Genomic DNA, 20,525 nt, shown 5'->3' on the forward strand with positions numbered 1-20,525 from the left:
GGTCCCCACCGCCCTCGCGAACCGACCTACCCAGGAGCACCGTTGACCACCAGTACACCCCTCGCCGCCGCGCCGCCCGCACCCGCCGCCGTACGCGGACGGCAGCTGCTCGGCCATCCCACCGCGGGCCCGCTCGTCGCCCTGCTCGCCGCCTGTCTCTTCTTCTCCTTCCAGAGCGACCAGTTCCTCTCCGGCGGAAACCTCTCCCTGGTCGTCCAGCAGGTCATGGTCGTCGGCACCCTCGCCCTCGGCCAGACCCTGATCATCCTCACCGCCGGCATCGACCTCTCCTGCGGCGCGGTGATGGCCTTCGGCTCGATCACCATGGCGAAGCTCGCCGCCGACGGCACGCTCCCGCCGCTCCTCGCGGTCGTCGCCGGGATCGGCGTCTGCGCCCTCTTCGGCCTGGCCAACGGCGCCCTCGTCACGTACGTGAAGCTGCCGCCGTTCATCGTGACGCTCGGCATGCTCAACATCGCCTTCGCGCTCACCCACATCTACTCCGACGAGCAGACCGTCACCGAGATCCCCGGCGCGCTCACCGCGCTCGGCGCGACCTTCCCGCTGGGTCGGACCGACATCACCTACGGCTCGGTCCTCACCATCGCGCTCTTCCTCGCCTTCGCGTACTTCCTCGGCCAGACCGCCTGGGGCCGGCACACGTACGCGCTCGGCAACAGCCCCGAGGTCGCCCGCCTCACCGGCATCCGCACCAACCGGCTCGTGATCGGCCTCTACACCCTGGCCGGGGTGATCTACGGGATCGCGGCCCTGCTCCTGGTCTCGCGCACCGGCGTCGGCGACCCCAAGGCCGGCCAGACCGACAACCTCGACGCCATCACGGCCGTGGTCCTCGGCGGCACCAGCCTCTTCGGCGGGCGCGGCGCGGTCCTCGGCACGCTCGTCGGCGCGCTGATCGTGGGCGTGTTCCGCAACGGCCTCCAGCTGATGGGGGTGGGCTCGATCTACCAGACCCTGATCACCGGCGGCCTGGTGATCCTCGCCGTGACGGTCGACCAGTTCTCCCGCAGGAAGGCCCGCCGATGAGTTCGCAGACGACCACCCCCGTCCTCCGCGCCCGCGGACTGGTCAAGCGGTACGGCCAGGTCACCGCGCTCGACGGAGCCGACTTCGACCTCATGCCCGGCGAGGTGCTCGCCGTCATCGGCGACAACGGCGCCGGAAAGTCCAGTCTGATCAAGGCGCTCACCGGCGCCCTCCAGCCCGACGAGGGCACGATCGAGCTCGACGGGAAGCCGGTCCGCCTGCGCGACCCGCTCGACGCGCGCCGCCACGGCATCGAGACCGTGTACCAGGACCTGGCGGTGGCGGCCTCCCTGGACATCGCGAGCAACATGTTCCTCGGCCGCGAGGTGCGTCGGCGCGGGCCGCTCGGCTCGGTCCTCCGCATGCTGGACAAGAAGAGGATGCGGGAGGAGTCGGCGGCGCACATGGCCGACCTGAAGATCGGGCTCCGCTCCCTCGGCCAGGCGGTGGAGACGCTCTCCGGCGGTCAGCGGCAGGGCGTGGCGGTGGCGAGGGCGGTCGCCTGGGCACGGCACGTGGTGGTCATGGACGAGCCGACGGCCGCGCTCGGCGTGAAGGAGTCGGGTCAGGTCCTCGACATGATCCGGCGGGTCCGCGACCGGGGTCTGCCGGTGGTGTTGATCAGCCACAACATGCCGCACGTCTTCGAGATCGCGGACCGGATCCACGTCCAGCGGCTCGGCCGCCGGGTGGCGCAGATCCGTCCGGCGGACCACTCGATGTCCGAGGTCGTCGCGATCATGACCGGGGCCCTCACCGTGGACGGGGCGGACGGAGGTACGGTCGACCCGCGAAGGGCCTGACGGAGAAGACAGGAAGCGGTGATCATGGCGGGCACCCGGCGGCCGACCCTTGCCGATGTGGCGGAGCGGGTCGGTGTGACCCCGAAGACCGTGTCCCGGGTCCTCAACGAGGACGGCCCGGTCTCCGCCGCGACCCGCGAGAAGGTGCTCGCCGTCGTCGAGGAGCTGGGCTTCCGGCCCAACCTCATGGCCCGCAACATGCGGGTGGGGGCGCGTGACTCGACGGTGGGCCTGGTCGTGCCGGACATGGGCAACCCCTTCTTCGGTACGGTCGCGGGCGGGGTCGAGCAGGCCGTACGGGGCCGGGACCTCACGCTCCTCATGGGCTCGTCCGGCGAGCGGGAGACCGCGGAGCACGCTCTGATCACCACGTTCCTGGCGCGCCGGATCAGCGGTCTCCTCGTCGTCCCGGCCACCGGAAGCGACCACCGCTTCCTGCGCCGCGAACGCGAGAGCGGGCTTCCCCTGGTCTTCCTGGACCGGCCCGGTGCGGGACTCACGGCGGACGCCGTGGTCAGCGCCAACGAGGACGGGGCGCGCACCGGGGTGGCGCATCTGATCGCGCACGGCCACCGGCGGATCGCCTTCATCGGCGACCGGCCGGCTCGGCTGTACACCCGCAGGACCCGGCAGCGCGGCTACCAGCGGGCCCTGGAGGAGGCGGGCATCGCGCACGACCCGGCGCTCGTGGTCACCGCGCACGATCCGTACGCGGCGGGGGTGGCGGTACGGCGGCTGCTCGCCCTCGCCGATCCGCCGACCGCGGTCTTCGCCGGGAACAACTTCGCCACCCTGGGGGTGCTGCCGGCGCTGGCGGAGGCCGGCCGGCGGGACGTGGCCCTGGTCGGCTTCGACGACATCCCGCTGGCGGGGGTCCTGGAGCCGGGCCTCACGGTCGTGGCCCAGGATCCGGCGGCGATGGGGCGGGTGGCGGCGGAACAGCTGCTCGCCCGGCTGGACGGGGACCGCTCGCGCGCGGTGACCCGCACGGTGCCGGTGACGCTGATCGCACGCGGCTCGGGCGAACTCCGCCCTTCGCCGGCGTGAGCCTCGCCACCGCCAGGGGTGTCCGTATGCCGGACAGCTTGTCCGCCCCCACCGAACAGGGTGGGAATCCGGCGCTCCGCATGATGCGATGAGCTCATGAGCATCACTCTCACCACCTGGTCCCTCGAACAGACCTCGCCGTCCGATCTCCGTCCCGCCACCCCGCCGGAGGGCGACGACGTGGTGATCCGGCGCGCCGAGGTGCCCTCGGCGGAGTTCAGCCGCTTCCTCTACACGGCGGTCGGCGGCGACATCCGCTGGTCCGACCGGCTGTCGCTGACGTACAAGCAGTGGCAGGAGATCGCCGAGAAGCCGGGCGCCGAGATCTGGGTGGCGTACGACAAGGGGACGCCGGCCGGGTACGTGGAGCTCGACCCGCAGGACGACGGCGTGGTGGAGATCGTCTACTTCGGCCTGATCCCGGCCTTCCGGGGCCGCCGGATCGGCGGCCACCTCCTCTCCTACGGGACGGCGCGCGCCTGGGACCTGGCGGAGCGCTGGCCGGAGCGTGAGGCCACGAAGCGGGTCTGGCTGCACACCTGCTCGCTCGACGGACCGCATGCCATGGCCAACTACGAGCGGCGCGGCTTCCGGCTCTTCGACACCAAGGTCGAGGAGGCCGAGGAGGCGGAGACCCCGGGCCCGTGGCCCGGCGCGTACGTCTGAGCCGTACCCGCCGCGGGCGGCGACGCCCGGCCGCACCTCCATGTGAAGGGGCCCCGTCCGGGGCCCCTTTCGCGTGACCCACACCACACCGTCTCGCGGTACGAGACGACTATGTCCAAATCCTGGACGATGCTGGACTGGGTCCAAAGTCCCGTGACACGCTTCCGTCATGTCTGGAACTGGAATTGCCTTGGTGAGTCGGCGGCACGTCGACCTCGGCCGCATGTCCAGCGCCATCTGTTCGGCGCGCTGAGAGAACCAGCACCGCCGCGCATTCTTTCCAGCCCGACTCTGCCCCACCCTGCTGCGCACTGACGCGCCACCCTCTGACCTGAGCGCGAGTGTGCAGGTCAGAGCCGCCCTCTCGCAGTCCCGAAGGACGAAACGCCATGGCCGCCACTCCGGAAAACCCCACTCCCGCCACCGCCCGCCGCAAGGCCGGGCGCCACCGTGGCGAGGGTCAGTGGGCCGTGGGGCACTTCACCCCCCTGAACGGCAATGAGCAGTTCAAGAAGGACGACGACGGTCTCAATGTGCGGACACGTATTGAGACGGTCTACTCGAAGCGCGGCTTCGACTCGATCGACCCCAACGACCTGCGCGGACGCATGCGCTGGTGGGGCCTCTACACCCAGCGCAAGCAGGGTCTGGACGGCACCAAGACGGGCGTCCTGGAGCCGGAGGAGCTGGACGACGAGTACTTCATGCTCCGCGTCCGCATCGACGGCGGCCGGCTGACCACCGAACAGCTCCGCGTCATCGGCGAGATCTCCGAGGAGTTCGCCCGCGGCACCGCCGACATCACGGACCGCCAGAACGTCCAGTACCACTGGATCCGCATCGAGGACGTCCCCGAGATCTGGAACCGCCTGGAGGCGGTCGGCCTGTCCACCACCGAGGCCTGCGGTGACACCCCGCGTGTCATCCTCGGCTCCCCGGTGGCCGGCATCGCCGCCGACGAGATCATCGACGGCACCCCCGCCATCGAGGAGATCTACCGGCGCATCGTCGGCAACAAGGACTTCTCCAACCTGCCCCGGAAGTTCAAGTCCGCGGTCTCCGGCTCGCCGCAGCTCGACGTGGCGCACGAGATCAACGACATCGCCTTCGTCGGCGTGGAGCACCCGGAGCACGGCCCCGGCTTCGACGTGTGGGTCGGCGGCGGTCTGTCCACCAACCCCAAGCTCGGCGTCCGCCTCGGCACCTGGGTCTCCCTCGACGAGGTCCCCGACGTCTACGAGGGCGTCATCTCGATCTTCCGCGACTACGGCTACCGCCGGCTGCGCAACCGCGCCCGGCTGAAGTTCCTCGTCGCCGACTGGGGCCCGGAGAAGTTCCGCCAGGTCCTGGAGGACGAGTACCTCCGGCGCAAGCTGACGGACGGCCCCGCCCCGGAGCAGCCCGCGGGTCAGTGGCGCGACCACATGGGCGTGCACGAGCAGCAGGACGGCCGCTTCTACATCGGCTTCGCCCCGCGCGTGGGCCGGGTCGACGGCGCCACCCTGACCAAGATCGCCGACCTGGCCGAGCGGCACGGCTCCGGCCGGGTGCGGACCACGGCGGACCAGAAGATGCTCCTCCTGGACATCGAGCGGGACCAGGTCGACTCCGCGGTCGCGGCCCTGGAGTCGCTCGACCTGCGGGTCAACCCGACCCCGTTCCGGCGCGGCACGATGGCCTGCACCGGCATCGAGTTCTGCAAGCTCGCGATCGTCGAGACGAAGGGCCGCGCCTCCTCGCTCATCGACGAACTGGAGCGCCGCATCCCGGAGTTCGACGAGCCGCTGACGATCAACGTCAACGGGTGCCCGAACGCCTGCGCCCGCATCCAGGTCGCGGACATCGGCCTCAAGGGCCAGCTGGTCCTGGACGCCGACGGCAACCGGGTCGAGGGCTACCAGGTGCACCTGGGCGGCGCGCTCGGCCTGGAGGCCGGCTTCGGCCGCAAGCTCCGCGGCCACAAGGTGACGTCGGCCGAGCTCCCGGACTACGTGGAGCGGGTCCTCAAGCGCTTCCAGGCGGAGCGCGAGACCGGCGAGCGCTTCGCGACCTGGGCGGCACGCGCCTCCGAGGAGGCCCTGTCATGAGCGAGCGTGCCGCACCGTTCTACTGCCCCTACTGCGGGGACGAGGACCTGCGTCCCAACGAGCAGGGGCACGGCGCCTGGGAATGCGCCGCGTGCAGTCGAGCCTTCCAGCTGAAGTTCCTGGGGCTCCTCGCCCCGGCGACTCCGGGCAACACCACTGGGAGGGAAGACATATGACGGTCACTCAGGACAAGACCGCGGCCGACCTCAAGGCACTCGCCGAGCAGGCCGGCCGTGATCTGGAGGACGCCTCCGCGCTGGAGATCCTCCGCTGGGCCGTGGACACCTTCGGCGACCGCTTCTGCGTCACCTCCTCCATGGAGGACGCGGTCGTCGCCCACCTCGCCTCCCGGGTCAAGCCCGGCGTGGACGTCGTCTTCCTCGACACGGGCTACCACTTCGAGGAGACCATCGGCACCCGCGACGCCGTGGACGCCGTCATGGACGTCAACGTCATCACACTGACCCCGCGTCAGACCGTGGCCGAGCAGGACGCCGAGTACGGTCCGAGGCTCCACGACCGCGACCCCGACCTGTGCTGCGCGCTCCGCAAGGTCAAGCCGCTGGAGGAGGGCCTCACCGCGTACGGCGCGTGGGCCACCGGCCTGCGCCGCGACGAGTCCCCGACCCGGGCGAACACCCCGGTCGTCGGCTGGGACGAGAAGCGGCAGAAGGTCAAGGTCTCCCCCATCGCCCGCTGGACCCAGGACGACGTCGACGCCTACGTCACGGAGCACGGTGTCCTCACCAACCCGCTCCTCATGGACGGGTACGCCTCCGTCGGCTGCGCCCCCTGCACCCGCCGCGTCGAGGCGGGCGAGGACGCCCGCGCCGGACGCTGGGCGGGTCGCGCCAAGACCGAATGCGGGCTGCACGGATGACGGACACTCAGACACCCCAGGAGAACCACGTGACCGGTGCCACCATCTGGCTCACCGGCCTGCCGAGCGCCGGAAAGACCACCATCGCGTACGAGCTGGCCGGCCGCCTCCGCGAGGACGGCCACGCCGTCGAGATCCTCGACGGCGACGAGATCCGCGAGTTCCTCTCGGCGGGCATCGGCTTCACCCGCGAGGACCGGCACACCAACGTGCAGCGGATCGGCTTCGTCGCCGAGCTGCTCGCCTCGCACGGCGTGAAGGTCCTGGTCCCGGTCATCGCCCCGTACAACGACAGTCGCGAGGCGGTCCGCAAGCGCCACCAGGCCGAGGGCACCGCCTTCGTCGAGGTGCACGTGGCCACCCCCGTCGAGGTCTGCTCCGTCCGCGACGTGAAGGGCCTCTACGCCAAGCAGGCCGCGGGCGAGATCTCCGGCCTCACCGGCGTCGACGACCCGTACGAGGCACCCGAGACGCCCGATCTGAGGATCGAGTCCCAGAACCAGACCGTGCAGGAGTCCGCGGCGCAGCTCCACGCGCTGCTCACCGAGAGGGGTCTGCTGTGACCACCGTCGCTCATGTCCACGACACCACGGACAGTCCGTTCGCGCTGTCGCACCTCGACTCCCTGGAGTCCGAGGCCGTCCACATCTTCCGTGAGGTGGCGGGCGAGTTCGAGCGGCCGGTGATCCTCTTCTCCGGCGGCAAGGACTCCATCGTCATGCTGCACCTGGCGCTGAAGGCCTTCGCCCCCGCGCCGGTGCCCTTCACGCTCCTCCACGTCGACACCGGGCACAACTTCCCCGAGGTCATCGAGTACCGCGACCGCGTCGTCGCCCAGCACGGGCTGCGGCTGCACGTGGCCTCCGTGCAGGAGTACATCGACGCCGGAAAGCTCCGCGAGCGCCCCGACGGCACCCGCAACCCGCTGCAGACCGTCCCGCTGACCGAGGCGATCCAGCAGCACCGCTTCGACGCCGTCTTCGGCGGCGGCCGCCGCGACGAGGAGAAGGCCCGCGCCAAGGAGCGGGTGTTCTCGCTGCGCGACGAGTTCTCGCAGTGGGACCCGCGCCGCCAGCGCCCCGAGCTGTGGCAGCTGTACAACGGCCGGCACGCCCCCGGCGAGCACGTCCGGGTCTTCCCGCTCTCCAACTGGACCGAGCTGGACGTCTGGCAGTACATCCAGCGCGAGAAGATCGAGCTCCCCGAGATCTACTTCGCCCACGAGCGCGAGGTGTTCGCCCGCAGCGGCATGTGGCTGACGGCCGGCGAGTGGGGCGGCCCGAAGGAGTCGGAGACGGTCGAGAAGCGGCTGATCCGCTACCGCACCGTCGGCGACATGTCCTGCACCGGCGCCGTCGACTCCGACGCCACCACGCTGGACGCCGTCATCGCCGAGATCGCCGCCTCCCGCCTCACCGAGCGGGGTGCCACCCGGGCCGACGACAAGCTGTCCGAGGCCGCGATGGAAGACCGCAAGCGCGAAGGGTACTTCTAATGAGCACGTCCACCGAGCAGCTGTCCGACCAGCTGGCGGCCACCACCCTGCTGCGTTTCGCCACCGCCGGCTCCGTCGACGACGGCAAGTCCACCCTGGTGGGCCGGCTCCTCCACGACTCCAAGTCGGTCCTCGCCGACCAGCTGGAGGCCGTGGAGCACGCCTCGCGCTCCCGCGGCCAGGAGGCGCCCGACCTGGCGCTCCTCACCGACGGCCTGCGGGCCGAGCGCGAACAGGGCATCACCATCGACGTGGCCTACCGCTACTTCGCGACGCCCCGCCGCCGCTTCATCCTCGCCGACACCCCCGGGCACGTGCAGTACACCCGGAACATGGTCACCGGCGCCTCCACCGCCGAACTGGCCGTGGTCCTCGTCGACGCCCGCAACGGCGTCGTCGAGCAGACCCGCCGGCACGCGGCCGTCGCCGCCCTGCTCCGCGTCCCGCACGTGGTCCTCGCCGTGAACAAGATGGACCTGGTCGACTACCAGGAGCCCGTCTTCGCCGCGATCGCCGAGGAGTTCACGACGTACGCCTCCGAGCTCGGCGTCCCGGAGATCACCGCGATCCCGATCTCGGCGCTCGCCGGCGACAACGTCGTGGAGCCGTCCGCGAACATGGACTGGTACGGCGGCCCGACGGTCCTGGAGCACCTGGAGACCGTCCCGGTCAGCCACGACCTGACGGCCTGCCACGCCCGCTTCCCCGTGCAGTACGTGATCCGCCCGCAGACCGCCGAGCACCCCGACTACCGGGGCTACGCCGGTCAGATCGCCGCCGGTGCCTTCCGGGTCGGCGAGGAGATCACCGTCCTGCCGTCGGGCAAGAAGTCGACGATCACCGGGATCGACGCGCTGGGCGAGTCCGTGGACATCGCCTGGGCCCCGCAGTCGGTGACGATCCGGCTCGCCGACGACATCGACATCTCGCGCGGCGACCTGCTCGCCCCGAGCGGCGACGCCCCGGCCACCAGCCAGGACATCGAGGCGACCGTCTGCCACGTGGCGGACCAGCCGCTCGCCGTCGGGCAGCGCGTGCTGCTCAAGCACACCACGCGCACGGTCAAGGCGATCGTCAAGGACATCCCCTCGCGGCTGACCCTGGACGACCTGTCCCAGCACCCGAACCCCGGGCAGCTGGTCGCCAACGACATCGGCCGGGTCGTGGTCCGCACCGCCGAGCCGCTCGCGCTCGACGCGTACGCGGACTCCCGCCGTACGGGTTCGTTCCTGCTGATCGACCCCGCGGACGGCACCACGCTCGCGGCCGGCATGGCGGGCGAGTCCTTCGCCACGACCAAGGCCGTCGCCGCGGTGGACGAGGAAGAAGGGTGGGACTTCTGACATGAGCGAGAACGTCTACGCCACCTTCGCGAAGGAGGGCGGCCGGGTGGGCTCCGGTGCCCTCGGTTCGGGCATGGGAGGTGTCGCGCGATGTGCGTGCTGACCTCGATGTGCCGCGTGAGCGGTACGAACCGGCTCCACCCGCTCCACCCCGAACGACATAAACGCAGACTTCGCTGAGAAGTTGAATCGAGGGGAACACCACCCGTGCCTGCCACCACCCGTACCACCCTGCGCCGCGGCCTGGCCGCCGCCGCCGCCCTGCCGCTGCTGATCGGCGCGCTCGCCTCCTGCGGCTACGGCTCCGAGGCCAAGAACGACGACAACGCCACGAAGAAGGTGGCCGCCGAGGGCGAGAAGCTCTCCGCCGACACCGTACGGCTCGGGTACTTCCCCAACCTCACGCACGCCACCGCGCTCGTCGGTGACCAGGAGGGCATCCTCCAGAAGGAGCTGGGCGGCACGAAGCTGGTGCCCACCACCTTCAACGCGGGCCCGTCCGAGATCGAGGCGCTGAACGCCGGCTCGATCGACATCGGCTTCATCGGCCCCTCGCCGTCCATCAACGGCTACGTCAAGACCAAGGGCTCCAACCTCCGCATCATCGGCGGCGCCGCCTCCGGTGGCGTGAAGCTCGTGGTGAACCCGGCGAAGATCAAGACCCTGGACGACGTCAAGGGCAAGAAGATCGCCACCCCGCAGCTCGGCAACACGCAGGACGTGGCCTTCCTCAACTGGATCTCCGAGAAGGGCTGGAAGGTCGACGCCCAGAGCGGCAAGGGCGACGTCTCCGTGGTCCGCACGGACAACAAGGTCACCCCGAACGCCTACTCCTCCGGCGCCATCGACGGTGCCTGGGTGCCGGAGCCGACCGCGTCGAAGCTGGTCAGCGAGGGCGCGAAGGTGCTGCTCGACGAGTCCGACCTGTGGCCGGACAAGAAGTTCGTCATCACGAACATCATCGTGTCGCAGAAGTTCCTGAAGGAGCACCCGGACGTCGTCGAGGCGTTCCTGCGCGGCTCGGTGAAGACCAACGAGTGGATCAACGCCAACCAGGACAAGGCGAAGGCCTCGGCCAACGCCAAGCTGAAGGCCCTCTCGGGCAAGGCGCTGGGCGCGAAGGTGATCGACGCGGCCTGGCCCTCCATCGGGTTCACCAACGACCCGCTGGCGGCCACCCTCCAGGCCCAGGCCGACCACGCGGTGAAGGCCGGTCTCCTGAAGCAGCCCGAGCTCGGCGGCATCTACGACCTGAAGCCGCTCAACAAGGTCCTGAAGGCCGCGGGTCAGCCCGAGGTCTCCGACGCCGGTCTCGGCGCGAAGTAACAGCCCGCAGCTGATCCCCAGGAGGTGACGACCATGGCCACGACCGCGACGCTCGCCAAGGCCGAGGACCGTGCGGCGGTGACCCATGCCGCCCGCATCGAGCATGTCTCCAAGTCCTTCGGCGGACCCGCCGGCGGGCAGCTCGTCCTCGACGACATCTCGCTCGATGTCGCCCCCGGCGAGTTCGTCACCCTCCTGGGCGCCTCGGGCTGCGGCAAGTCCACGCTGCTCAACCTGGTCGCCGGGCTCGACCGGCCGTCCGCGGGGTCCATCGAGACCCCCGGCGGCCGGCCGGCCCTGATGTTCCAGGAGCACGCCCTCTTCCCGTGGCTCACCGCGGGCAAGAACATCGAACTGGCCCTGCGGCTGCGCGGGGTGGCCAAGGCCGAGCGGCGCGAGGAGGCCGAGCGGCTCCTGGCCCTCGTCCGGCTCGGCGGCTCGTACGACAAGCGGGTCCACGAGCTGTCCGGCGGCATGCGCCAGCGCGTCGCGCTGGCCCGCGCGCTCGCCCAGGACAGCGATCTGCTCCTGATGGACGAGCCGTTCGCCGCGCTCGACGCCATCACCCGGGACGTGCTGCACGACGAGCTGACCCGGATCTGGCGGGAGACGAAGCTGTCGGTGCTCTTCGTCACCCACAATGTGCGCGAGGCCGTGCGGCTGGCCGAGCGTGTCGTCCTCCTCTCGTCCCGGCCAGGCCGGATCGCGCACGAGTGGACCATCGACATCCCTCAGCCGCGCCGCATCGAGGACGCCGCCGTCGCGGAGCTGTCCCTCGAGATCACCGAGCACCTGCGTGGGGAGATCCGCCGTCATGGCCAGCACTGACACCACCCCGAAGTCGCCGAAGACCGACGACCTCGCCGGCCTCGAAGCCGGTCTGGACGCCCTCGACACCGTGCAGATCCGGCGGACCCCGGTCCGCGAGGTGCTGGTCAAGAAGGTGCTGCCGCCGGTCGTCGCCGTCGTGCTCGTCCTGGTCGTGTGGCAGCTCCTGGTGTCCCTGAAGGTCACCGACGAGTACAAGCTGCCCGCGCCGTCCGCCGTGTGGGACAGCCTGACCACGATGTGGCTGGAGGGCACGCTCCTCCAGGTCCTCTGGACCAGCGTCTCCCGGGCCCTGTTCGGCTTCCTCCTGGCGCTCGCCATCGGCACCCCGCTGGGCCTGCTCGTCTCCCGCGTGAAGTTCGTGCGCGCGGCGATCGGCCCGATCCTCGCGGGGCTCCAGTCGCTGCCCTCGGTGGCCTGGGTCGCACCGGCCGTCCTGTGGCTCGGCCTCAACGACAGCATGATGTACGCGGTGATCCTGCTCGGTGCCGTCCCCTCGATCGCCAACGGCCTCGTCGCCGGCGTCGACCAGGTCCCGCCGCTCTTCCTGCGGGCGGGCCAGACGCTCGGCGCGTCGGGCATCAAGGGCGCCTGGTACATCGTGATGCCGGCCGCGCTGCCCGGCTACCTCGCGGGCCTCAAGCAGGGCTGGGCGTTCTCCTGGCGTTCGCTGATGGCCGCGGAGATCATCGCCTCCTCGCCGGACCTGGGCCTCGGCCTCGGCCAGCTCCTGGAGAACGGGCGCAACAACATCGACATGGCCGGGATCTTCCTGGCGATCATCCTGATCCTGATCGTCGGCATCGCCATCGACCTGCTCATCTTCAGCCCGCTGGAGCGCGCGGTGCTCCGCCGCCGCGGCCTGCTCGCGAAGGGCTGAACCGGACCATGAACCGCCCTGTCCTCCTCGTGATCGCCCACGGCAGCCGCGATCCGCGGCACGCGGCGACCGTCCAGGCGCTGGTGCGCCGGGCCGGCGCGCTGCGGCCGGGGCTGCGCGTGGAGACGGCGTTCCTGGACTTCAACCTGCCGTCGGTGCCGGGAGTGCTCGACCGGCTCGCGGCCGACGGGGTACGGGAGGTCGTGGCCCTGCCGCTCCTCCTCACCCGGGCCTTCCACGCGAAGGCCGACATCCCCGCCGTGCTGCGGCAGGCCCCGCCGTCCCTGAACATCCGCCAGGCGGAGGTCCTCGGCCCCTCGCCGCTGCTGATCGCGGCGGTCGAGCGACGGCTGTACGAGGCCGGGCTCGGGCCCGGCGACAAGAGCACCACCGGGGTCGTCCTGGCCTCGGCGGGCTCCACAGACCCGGAGGCGATCGCGGTGATCGCAGAAACGGCGCGGGAGCTGCGGCGCACCGGTTGGTGCTCCGTGCGGCCCGCGTTCGCCTCCGCATCCCTTCCCCGCACGGAGGACGCGGTACGGGCCCTGCGCACGGAACCGGGCGTCCGCCGGGTGGCCGTCGCCCCGTACGTCATCGCCCCCGGCCGTCTCCCGGACCGCATCGCGGCGGGCGCGGCGGAGGCCGACGTTCTGGCGGACGTCCTGGGCCCCTCCCCCGAACTGGCCCGGCTGCTCCTGGAGCGCTACGACGGTGCCCACGCGGCCCGCCGCCCGGTCGCGAGGACCGCTTAGCCCTTCGGCACGACGCCCTAGGCTGCCGGTCATGTACGAGCCTGAGATACGGGAACTCCACGACGAGAGCCGGCCCCACTATCTGGACCGGAGCAGGCCGCGGCCCGTCCGGATGCACGTCTGGCATCCGCCGGGGCGCCGCGACGCGGCCCCGCCGGTGGTGCTCGTGTCCCACGGGACGGGTGGGGCGGCCCGGCAGATGGCGTGGCTCGCGGAGCCGCTCGCCGAGGCGGGGTTCCTGACGGTCGCCGTGGACCACCACGGCAACAACTTCGTGGACGGCTACCTCCCGCAGGGCTTCACCTACGTCTGGGAGCGGCCCCGGGACCTCCGGTTCGCGCTGGACGTACTCTCCGCCGAGCGGCCGTTGGGCCCGGTGGGCACGGCGGGCTTCTCGGCCGGCGGGTACACGAGTGCCGCCCTGGTGGGCGCCGCGCTCGACACCGATCTGCTGCGTGCCGTCGTGGACCGGAGGATCCCGCTGCCCGAGATCCCGGAGTTCCCGGACCTGATCGACGCCCTGCACGAGGCCGTTCCCGCCGACGCCCTGGCGCGAGCCGTCGCGGACGGGGGCCGGGCACAGGGGGACGCGCGGGTGCGGGCCGCGTTCCTCGTCTGTCCGGGCGCCGCCGACCTGGTGACCGGGGCGAGTCTGGCGGGCGTCGACCGGCCGGTGGAGATCAGGTGGGGCGACGCGGACACCATCGCGCCCCCGGAGACGAACGCGCTGCGCTACCTGGACGCCGTCCCGGGCGCCGGCGGGCGGTCCGTCGGCGCGACGACGGGGCACTACGACTTCCTCGGGGACAACCCGGACGGCGCCGGCGCCCGGCGCGAGGTGGCGGCGGACGCCGTCGCGTTCTTCCGCGCGCACCTCGTCCCCTAGCTGAAGTCGAGCCCGCCGGTGCGGGTGCGCTTGAGCTCGAAGAGGTCGGGGTGGTTGGCGAGGACCCGGAAGCTGTCGAAGAGTTCGGCGGCCTTCTCGCCGCGCGGGATCGCCCGCAGGACCGGGCCGAACCAGACGGTGCCGTCGACGTGGATCGTCGGGGTGCCGACGTACCCCTCGGCCTCGGGGTCCTTGCCCGCGTCGTGGCTGCGGCGGACCGCCGCGTCGTAGGCCGGGTCGTGGGCGGCGGCGGCCAGCTCGGGCGGGAGTCCGAGCTCGGTGAGGGACTCGGTGACGACGGCGTCGAAGTCCTTCTGCTTCTTCTCGTGGATGCGGGTGCCGTACGCGGTGTAGAGCGGGCGCAGGATCTCCTCGCCGTGCTGCTCGGCGGCGGCGGCCGCCACCCGGACCGGGCCGATGGAGGCGTCGACGAGCTCGCGGTACCAGTCGGGCAGGGTGTTGCCCTCGTTGTGGAAGTACAGGCTCATGACCTTGAAGCGGAGGTCGATGTCCCGGTGGCGCTCGACCTCCAGGATCCAGCGGGAGGTGATCCAGGCGAAGGGGCAGGCGGGGTCGAAGTAGAAGTCGACGGTGGGGCGGGGGGCGGTCGTGGTGTGCTCGGTGCTCGTCATACCGTCGAATCTAGTGGGGAGTTGGCCCGCGGCCACGGGCCATTCCCCGCCCTCTCGACTGGGCCACTTCCGGGTCAGCTCTCCCGTGTCATCTCGACGAGCTTGACCACGGTGTTCCAGTTCCGGCCGGTGGCGACGAGGCCCTTCACCACGGACGGGCGGGAGACCGCTTCGCCGAGCTTGGACTTTCCGAGGCCTTCGGGGGCGTAGAGGTAGAGCACGCGGTCGCCGAGGGCGAAGTCCTCGGGGAGGTGGGCCTCCCGGTCGATCGAGGCGAAGCGCTCGGGGTCGGCGTCCTCCGAGTAGTAGATGGCGTGGAGCTGCTTGCCCTCCAGGTCGGCGGCCGGGAAGGGGCAGGCGTCGGCGACGGCGGCGAGGTAGTCGGCGTCACGGACGAGACAGTCGACGCGGAAGCCGAAACGCTCCTCGATCGCGTCTTCGAGGGCGCCTCTGAGCGCGTCCTCGCCGGCACCGGAGTCGGTGGTGAAGACGGCGTTGCCGCTCTGCAGGTAGGTGCGGACGTCCGTGTGCCCGAGTCCTTCGAGGAGCTCCCGGAGTTCCGCCATGGGGACCTTGCGGTGCCCGCTGACATTGATGCCGCGGAGCAGGGCCGCGTAGGTCTTCGCCATGGGCTCAATCTAGTCGGCGACCGTGCCGCGTGGGGGGCGGCACGGTTGCCGGTTCGAACACTGTCGGATGGAGGGGTTCCGGAGAAGACCCTTCACTCATCTGTGACTTGTTCAACAAGGTTTCGTAATCATGAATCCGTCATCTGCGCTGATAGCGGGCGAGGACCCGGTTGCCGTCCTCGACCAGGCGCCTGCGCAGTTCGGCACCGTCGATGGCACTGCTGTAGTACTCCTGGAAGGCCGGGGTCGCCACCTTGTCCTTCCACTCCGGGTAGCCGCGCACCGACTGCGCGGGCGCGGGCCGCAGGTGTCCGGCCACCGCCGCCCCGGTCGCCCAGCCGTCCCGCGCGGTGTGCAGGGAGGGGTCGGCGAGGGCGGCCGTGCCGGTCGGCAGCATCCAGTCGCCGCGCGCGAGCCGCACCATGTTCGCCGGGCGCAGGAAGAAGTCGAGGAACGCGGCCGCCTCCTTCTTGTGGGGGCTGTCCTCGGCGATCGACAGGGTCTGCGGGGAGACGCCCTGGGCGAGCCCTTCGTCGCCGGCGGGCGCCGGCAGCACGGTCCACTCGAAGCCCTTGGGCGCCTGCTGCGCGATCTGCTGCCGGTAGGCGAACCCCAGGGGGACCATGGCGTACTTGCCGGCGAAGAGGCCGGGCAGGGTGTCCGAGCCGCCGCTGCCGAGCGTGGTGCGCGGGGCGGTCCGGTCGGTGACGACCTGGTCGTGGACGGTGCCGGGGACGATGCCGTCGGCCTCGGTGAAGTCGAGGGTCACCCGGCCGTCCGGGTCCCGCCGGAAGAGCCGGCCGCCGGCCGAGACCCCGAGGTTGAGGCTGACGGAGACGGGTTCCCTGAGGGGCCAGGCGACCGCGTACCGGCCGGGTCCCATGGTCCGGGTGAGGTCCTGGGCGATCTGCCGGAACTCGGTCCAGCTCCAGGGCTTCTCCGGGGTGGGGACGCGGACGCCGGAGGACTCCAGGATCTTCCGGTTGGCGACGAGGACGCGCGGTTCCTGGAGGAAGGGCACGCCGTAGACGCCCTCGCCGAAGGTGGTGGTCTCCCAGCTGCGGGCGGGGATGTCGGCGCGCAGCCGCTCGGGGAGCAGCGGCCTCAGGTCGGCGAGGTGGCCGCCGTAGGCGAAGTCGGCCAGGTCGTCGGAGGCGTCGTGGATGATGTCGGGCGCCTCGCCGCCCTCGAAGGAGGTGAGGAGCTGGTCGTGGACGGAGTCCCAGCTGCCCTGGACGTACTCGACCTGGATGCCGGGGTGGGCGGCGTTCCACTCCTTCACCAGCTGCCGGTTGGCGTCGACGGACTCCTTCTGCCAGGCGAGGGACTGGAAGCGCAGGCGTACGACCCCGTCGTCGGGGCCGTCGTCCGCGGCGGCGCAGCCGGTGAGGAGCAGGGCGAGGGCGGCGGCGAGGGCGAGGACCCGTCTCATGACTTCACCGCCCCGGCGAGCATCCCGCCCGCGATCCGTCTCTGGAGGAGGCCGAAGACGAGGAGGGACGGCAGGGTGGCGAGGAAGGCCGCGGCGGCGAGCGGGCCGAGGTCGGCGACGCCCTCGGCGCCGAGGAAGTGGGTGAGGACGACGGGAAGGGTCTGCTTCTCGGGGCTCTTGAGCAGGACCAGCGCGAAGAAGAACTCGTTCCAGGCGGTGACGAAGGCGAAGAGCGCGGTGGCGACGACCCCCGGCACGAGCAGGGGCGCGGTGACCGAGACGAGGGTACGGATCCGGCCGGCGCCGTCGACGGCCGCGGCCTCCTCCAGCTCGGCCGGCACGGCCCTGACGTACCCCATGAGCATCCAGAGGGCGAAGGGCAGCGACCACACCACGTACACCAGGACGAGCCCGGCGACGCTGTTGATCAGGTGCAGGTTCTTGAGGACGAGGAAGAGCGGGATGATCACGAGCACGAAGGGGAACGCCTGGCTGATCACCACCCAGCCGGTGGCGGCCCCGGCGAGCCGGCCGCGGTGGCGGGCCGTCGCGTAGGCGAGCGGGGTCGCGACGGCCACCGCGATCACGGCGGCGCAGACCGCGGCGAGCAGGCTGTTCGCGGCGGCCCTGAGCAGGGGTTGCTCGTCGAAGGCCTGCCGGAAGTTGTCGAGGGTGGGGTCCTTCGGGATCCAGGTGGGGTGCAGCGAGGCCAGCTCGGGGGCGGGCTTGAACGCGGTGGAGACCAGCCAGAGGAAGGGGAAGGCGAGGAAGACCAGGTAGGCGAGGAGGGCCAGGTACTGGCCCGCTCGCGCGGGCCCGCTCGTCCGGAGGGCGCTCACCGGTCCTGGTCCCCTTTCAGACGGCGTACGAGGGAGAGCGCGATGAGCACCGAGACGGCCGCGACCATCACGCAGCCCATCGCGGCGGCGTAGCCGAACTGCCCGTAGCGGAAGGCCTCTTCGTAGGCGAAGAGCATGGGGAGCCGGGTCCGGCCGCCCGGTCCGCCGTTGGTCAGGACATAGACCAGGGCGAAGGAGTTGAAGTTCCAGATGAGGTTGAGGGCGGTGATGGCGAGGGCCACCGGCCGGAGCGCGGGCCAGGTGACGGCGCGGAAGCGGCGCCAGGCGCCGGCGCCGTCGAGGGCGGCCGCCTCGTGGAGTTCGCCCGGGGTGTTCTGGAGTCCGGCGAGCAGGGCGACGGTGGTCTGCGGCATGCCGGCCCAGACACCGACGACGATGACGGCGGGGAGGGCGGTGGCGAGCCCGGAGAGCCAGTCGTGGCCCTCGCCGAGGCCCAGGTTCCGGAGGGTCTCGTTGAGGATGCCGGCGTCGGGGTTGTAGACGAGCCGCCACATGATGCCGACGACGACCTCCGGCATGGCCCAGGGGACGATGGCGAGGGCGCGCGCCAGCCGGCGGAAGCGGAGGTTCTGGTTGAGCAGGAGGGCGAGGCCGAGGGCGAGCAGGAACTGCGGGGTCGTGACGCCCACGGCCCAGACCGCGCCGATGCGGAACGAGTCCCAGAAGAGGGTGTCGTGGAGCAGGTCCTGGAAGTTGAGGGTGCCGATCCACCGGGTGGCCCGGGTGCGGCCGGACTGGGCGTCGGTGAAGGCGAGCGCGATGCCGTAGAGGAGCGGGCCGACGCTGAGGACGAGGATCGGCAGGAGTGCCGGGAGCACGAGGAACCAGGCGCCGAGGTCGGGGCCGCGCGGTCGGGTCCCCGGGGCGGAGCGTGGTGTGCGTGTTCGGCCGGGCCGCTTGGTCGCGGTCACTGCGCTCACGATCCGCCCCCGTCCACACCGCCGCTGCCGCCGTCCGGAATCCCGCCATGGTGCTGACGGCGCGTCGGCCCGTCAAGGCGACGGGCGCGGTGAGCTGCGCGGATGGGAGACTTTGGCGCAAACACACGGGTAAGGGAGAGGTCGATGGACGAGGAGCGGGCACGGGAGATCCTGGCCGGGGCGGGGCTGCCGGTCGCGGGTGCGCGGCTGCTCGCCCTGGGCGAGAACGCGGTCTTCGCCCTGGGCGACCTGGTGGTGAAGGTCGGCCGGGACGCGGAGCTGTGCGAGCGGGCCGAGCGGGAACTCGCGCTGGCCTCCTGGCTGGAAGCCGCCGGGGTCCCGGCGGTCCGGGCAGCCGAGGAGAAACCGCGCCTTGTGGACGGGCTTCCGGTGACCGTCTGGCACCGGCTGCCGGAGGCGGTGCGCCCCACGGAGCCCCGTGATCTCGCCCCGCTGCTGCGGGCCGTCCACGCCCTGCCCGAACCGACCGGGTTCACGCTCCCGCGCCGTGAGCTGCTCGGCGGGGTCGAGCGGTGGCTGCGGCTCGCGGGGGACGCGATCGACCCGGCGGACGCGGCGTTCCTGCGGGAGCGGCGCGACTCCTTCGCCCCGGCGGCGGCCGCGCTCACCCCGCACCTGACCCCGGGCCCGATCCACGGGGACGCCCTCCCCCGGAACGTCCACGTCGGCCCGGACGGCCCGGTCCTGGTGGACCTGGAGACCTTCTCCTCGGACCTGCGCGAGCACGACCTGGTGGTCCTCGCCCTCTCCCGGGACCGGTACGGCCTGGACCCGGCGGCGTACGACGCCTTCACCGAGGCGTACGGCTGGGACGTCCGGGAGTGGGAGGGGTGCGCGGTGCTGCGCGGGGCGCGGGAGACCGCGAGCTGCGCGTGGGTGGCGCAGCACGCGCCGTCGAACCCGAAGGCGCTCGCCGAGTTCGAGCGGCGGGTGGCCTCGCTGCGGGACGGCGACCCCGAGGTGCGCTGGTACCCCTTCTGACATCATGTTTCCCATCGAACAGGCCGGTGACGAACGGGGTGTTGAGATGCGTGTGGAGCTGTCCGAGGTGACCCTCGACGTCGAGGTGAGCGGGGAGGGACCGGCCGTGCTGCTCGTACACGGCTTCCCCGACAGCCATCACCTGTGGCGGCATCAGGTCGCGGCGCTGAACGCGGCCGGTTTCATGACCGTCGCGCCCACGCTGCGGGGCTTCGGCGCCTCGGACCGGCCCGAGGGCGGCCCGGAGGCGTACCACCCGGGCAAGCACGTCGGCGATCTGATCGAGCTGCTGGCGCACCTCGACCTCGACCGGGTCCATCTGGTGGGCCACGACTGGGGTTCGGGCATCGCCCAGGGCCTGACGCAGTTCTTCCCGGACCGGGTGCGGAGCCTGAGCATCTTGTCCGTGGGGCATCTGGCCTCGATCCGGTCCGCGGGCTGGGAGCAGAAGCAGCGGTCCTGGTACATGCTGCTGTTCCAGCTGGCCGGGCTCGCCGAGGACTGGCTGGCGCGGGACGACTTCGCGAACCTGCGGGACATGCTGGGCGAGCATCCGGACGCGGAGGCCGTGATCGAGCCCCTGCGCGCGCCGGGCGCGCTGACGGCCGCGCTGGACATCTACCGCGCGGGCATCCCGGCGGAGGTCCAGTTCGGCGCCGGGGCACCCGCGGTGCCGCTGCCGGAGTCCGTACCGGTGATGGGCGTGTGGTCGACCGGCGACCGGTTCCTCACCGAGCGCTCGATGTCCGGGACGGAGGAGTACGTGTCGGGCGGCTGGCGGTACGAGCGGGTCGAGGAGGCGGGGCACTGGCTCCAGCTGGACCGGCCGGAGAAGGTCAGCGAACTGCTGCTCTCCTTCCTCAAGGAGAACTCCTGAAGGACCGGTTCCGGTCGATCGTCGCTGACCTCGGCTGACCGCTTCCGTCGAGCGGTCGACGGAAGGTGATCGTTTCCGTGGACAGGGCGCGGTGGTGGCTGAGTTCAAACGCGCCTGGAGAGTGAGTCCGGAG

The 20,525-nt window shown here is 71.6% G+C and carries 23 protein-coding genes; 18 read left to right on the forward strand and 5 right to left on the reverse strand.

Features of this window, described 5'->3' with window-relative positions:
- The first annotated feature begins 42 nt into the window (after positions 1–42).
- The 16 genes from ACF07V_RS24500 to ACF07V_RS24575 all read left to right on the forward strand — a co-directional run bounded on the left by ACF07V_RS24500 (position 43) and on the right by ACF07V_RS24575 (position 14,040).
- Complete coding sequence (locus ACF07V_RS24500; protein WP_392157148.1) at positions 43–1,047, forward strand: ABC transporter permease; 1,005 nt, start codon at positions 43–45, stop codon at positions 1,045–1,047.
- The gene (locus ACF07V_RS24505; protein WP_392157150.1) at positions 1,044–1,850 is read left to right on the forward strand and encodes an ATP-binding cassette domain-containing protein; all 807 of its coding nucleotides are present in this window, start codon (positions 1,044–1,046) and stop codon (positions 1,848–1,850) included. The genes ACF07V_RS24500 and ACF07V_RS24505 overlap by 4 nt, the downstream gene beginning before the upstream one ends.
- Before the next feature lie 24 nt (positions 1,851–1,874).
- Positions 1,875–2,897, forward strand: coding sequence for a LacI family DNA-binding transcriptional regulator (locus ACF07V_RS24510; protein WP_392157151.1), 1,023 nt, complete (start codon positions 1,875–1,877; stop codon positions 2,895–2,897).
- A 96-nt stretch (positions 2,898–2,993) separates the two neighbouring features.
- Entirely contained in the window at positions 2,994–3,563 is a 570-nt protein-coding gene (locus ACF07V_RS24515) for a GNAT family N-acetyltransferase (RefSeq protein ID WP_392157152.1), read from the forward strand.
- A 169-nt stretch (positions 3,564–3,732) separates the two neighbouring features.
- Positions 3,733–3,816, forward strand: coding sequence for a putative leader peptide (locus ACF07V_RS24520; protein ID WP_351188065.1), 84 nt, complete (start codon positions 3,733–3,735; stop codon positions 3,814–3,816).
- A gap of 136 nt (positions 3,817–3,952) precedes the next feature.
- Positions 3,953–5,650: a nitrite/sulfite reductase gene (locus ACF07V_RS24525; RefSeq protein WP_392157154.1), complete on the forward strand. Its 1,698-nt coding sequence runs from the start codon at positions 3,953–3,955 to the stop codon at positions 5,648–5,650.
- On the forward strand, positions 5,647–5,826 hold the full coding sequence (locus ACF07V_RS24530) for a hypothetical protein (RefSeq protein WP_392157156.1): 180 nt from the start codon (positions 5,647–5,649) through the stop codon (positions 5,824–5,826). The genes ACF07V_RS24525 and ACF07V_RS24530 overlap by 4 nt, the downstream gene beginning before the upstream one ends.
- Entirely contained in the window at positions 5,823–6,530 is a 708-nt protein-coding gene (locus ACF07V_RS24535; protein ID WP_392157158.1) for a phosphoadenylyl-sulfate reductase, read from the forward strand. Before ACF07V_RS24530 ends, ACF07V_RS24535 begins: the two co-directional genes overlap by 4 nt.
- Positions 6,527–7,093 carry an adenylyl-sulfate kinase gene (cysC, locus tag ACF07V_RS24540; protein ID WP_392157160.1) on the forward strand — a complete coding sequence of 189 codons (567 nt, stop codon included), beginning with the start codon at positions 6,527–6,529 and terminating at the stop codon, positions 7,091–7,093. Before ACF07V_RS24535 ends, cysC begins: the two co-directional genes overlap by 4 nt.
- Complete coding sequence (cysD, locus tag ACF07V_RS24545) at positions 7,090–8,025, forward strand: sulfate adenylyltransferase subunit CysD (RefSeq protein WP_392157161.1); 936 nt, start codon at positions 7,090–7,092, stop codon at positions 8,023–8,025. Before cysC ends, cysD begins: the two co-directional genes overlap by 4 nt.
- Positions 8,025–9,368 carry a sulfate adenylyltransferase subunit 1 gene (locus tag ACF07V_RS24550; RefSeq protein ID WP_392157162.1) on the forward strand — a complete coding sequence of 448 codons (1,344 nt, stop codon included), beginning with the start codon at positions 8,025–8,027 and terminating at the stop codon, positions 9,366–9,368. The genes cysD and ACF07V_RS24550 overlap by 1 nt, the downstream gene beginning before the upstream one ends.
- 207 nt (positions 9,369–9,575) lie before the next feature.
- Positions 9,576–10,694 (forward strand): aliphatic sulfonate ABC transporter substrate-binding protein, encoded by a 1,119-nt coding sequence (locus ACF07V_RS24555; protein ID WP_392157163.1) that lies wholly within the window; start codon positions 9,576–9,578, stop codon positions 10,692–10,694.
- A 33-nt stretch (positions 10,695–10,727) separates the two neighbouring features.
- Positions 10,728–11,522, forward strand: a complete 795-nt coding sequence (locus tag ACF07V_RS24560; RefSeq protein WP_392157165.1) for an ABC transporter ATP-binding protein — start codon at positions 10,728–10,730, stop codon at positions 11,520–11,522.
- A complete protein-coding gene (locus tag ACF07V_RS24565) occupies positions 11,509–12,402 on the forward strand; it encodes an ABC transporter permease (RefSeq protein WP_392157167.1) in 894 nt (297 codons plus the stop codon). Before ACF07V_RS24560 ends, ACF07V_RS24565 begins: the two co-directional genes overlap by 14 nt.
- Positions 12,403–12,410: 8 nt before the next feature.
- On the forward strand, positions 12,411–13,154 hold the full coding sequence (locus ACF07V_RS24570; RefSeq protein WP_392157168.1) for a sirohydrochlorin chelatase: 744 nt from the start codon (positions 12,411–12,413) through the stop codon (positions 13,152–13,154).
- A 31-nt stretch (positions 13,155–13,185) separates the two neighbouring features.
- Positions 13,186–14,040, forward strand: a complete 855-nt coding sequence (locus tag ACF07V_RS24575) for an alpha/beta hydrolase family protein (protein ID WP_392157169.1) — start codon at positions 13,186–13,188, stop codon at positions 14,038–14,040.
- Here the strand turns inward: ACF07V_RS24575 and ACF07V_RS24580 are convergent.
- From ACF07V_RS24580 to ACF07V_RS24600, 5 genes are all read right to left on the reverse strand, one after another.
- The gene (locus tag ACF07V_RS24580) at positions 14,037–14,672 is read right to left on the reverse strand and encodes a DsbA family protein (RefSeq protein WP_392157171.1); all 636 of its coding nucleotides are present in this window, start codon (positions 14,670–14,672) and stop codon (positions 14,037–14,039) included. The genes ACF07V_RS24575 and ACF07V_RS24580 overlap by 4 nt on opposite strands.
- A 74-nt stretch (positions 14,673–14,746) precedes the next feature.
- On the reverse strand, positions 14,747–15,301 hold the full coding sequence (locus ACF07V_RS24585) for a DUF1697 domain-containing protein (protein ID WP_392157173.1): 555 nt from the start codon (positions 15,299–15,301) through the stop codon (positions 14,747–14,749).
- A 139-nt stretch (positions 15,302–15,440) separates the two neighbouring features.
- On the reverse strand, positions 15,441–16,733 hold the full coding sequence (locus ACF07V_RS24590) for an ABC transporter substrate-binding protein (RefSeq protein WP_392157174.1): 1,293 nt from the start codon (positions 16,731–16,733) through the stop codon (positions 15,441–15,443).
- Positions 16,730–17,572: a carbohydrate ABC transporter permease gene (locus ACF07V_RS24595; RefSeq protein ID WP_392157176.1), complete on the reverse strand. Its 843-nt coding sequence runs from the start codon at positions 17,570–17,572 to the stop codon at positions 16,730–16,732. The genes ACF07V_RS24590 and ACF07V_RS24595 overlap by 4 nt, the downstream gene beginning before the upstream one ends.
- Positions 17,569–18,513, reverse strand: a complete 945-nt coding sequence (locus ACF07V_RS24600) for a carbohydrate ABC transporter permease (RefSeq protein ID WP_392157178.1) — start codon at positions 18,511–18,513, stop codon at positions 17,569–17,571. The genes ACF07V_RS24595 and ACF07V_RS24600 overlap by 4 nt, the downstream gene beginning before the upstream one ends.
- A gap of 144 nt (positions 18,514–18,657) precedes the next feature.
- Here ACF07V_RS24600 and ACF07V_RS24605 point away from each other — a divergent pair, with 144 nt between their 5' ends.
- Together ACF07V_RS24605 and ACF07V_RS24610 are read left to right on the forward strand one after the other, a co-directional pair.
- Positions 18,658–19,515, forward strand: coding sequence for a phosphotransferase enzyme family protein (locus tag ACF07V_RS24605; protein WP_392157180.1), 858 nt, complete (start codon positions 18,658–18,660; stop codon positions 19,513–19,515).
- A gap of 46 nt (positions 19,516–19,561) precedes the next feature.
- Entirely contained in the window at positions 19,562–20,392 is an 831-nt protein-coding gene (locus ACF07V_RS24610; protein WP_392157182.1) for an alpha/beta fold hydrolase, read from the forward strand.
- Positions 20,393–20,525 lie beyond the last annotated feature (133 nt).

The sequence above is a fragment of the Streptomyces sp. NPDC015661 genome (assembly GCF_043077765.1).
Taxonomy (GTDB): domain Bacteria; phylum Actinomycetota; class Actinomycetes; order Streptomycetales; family Streptomycetaceae; genus Streptomyces.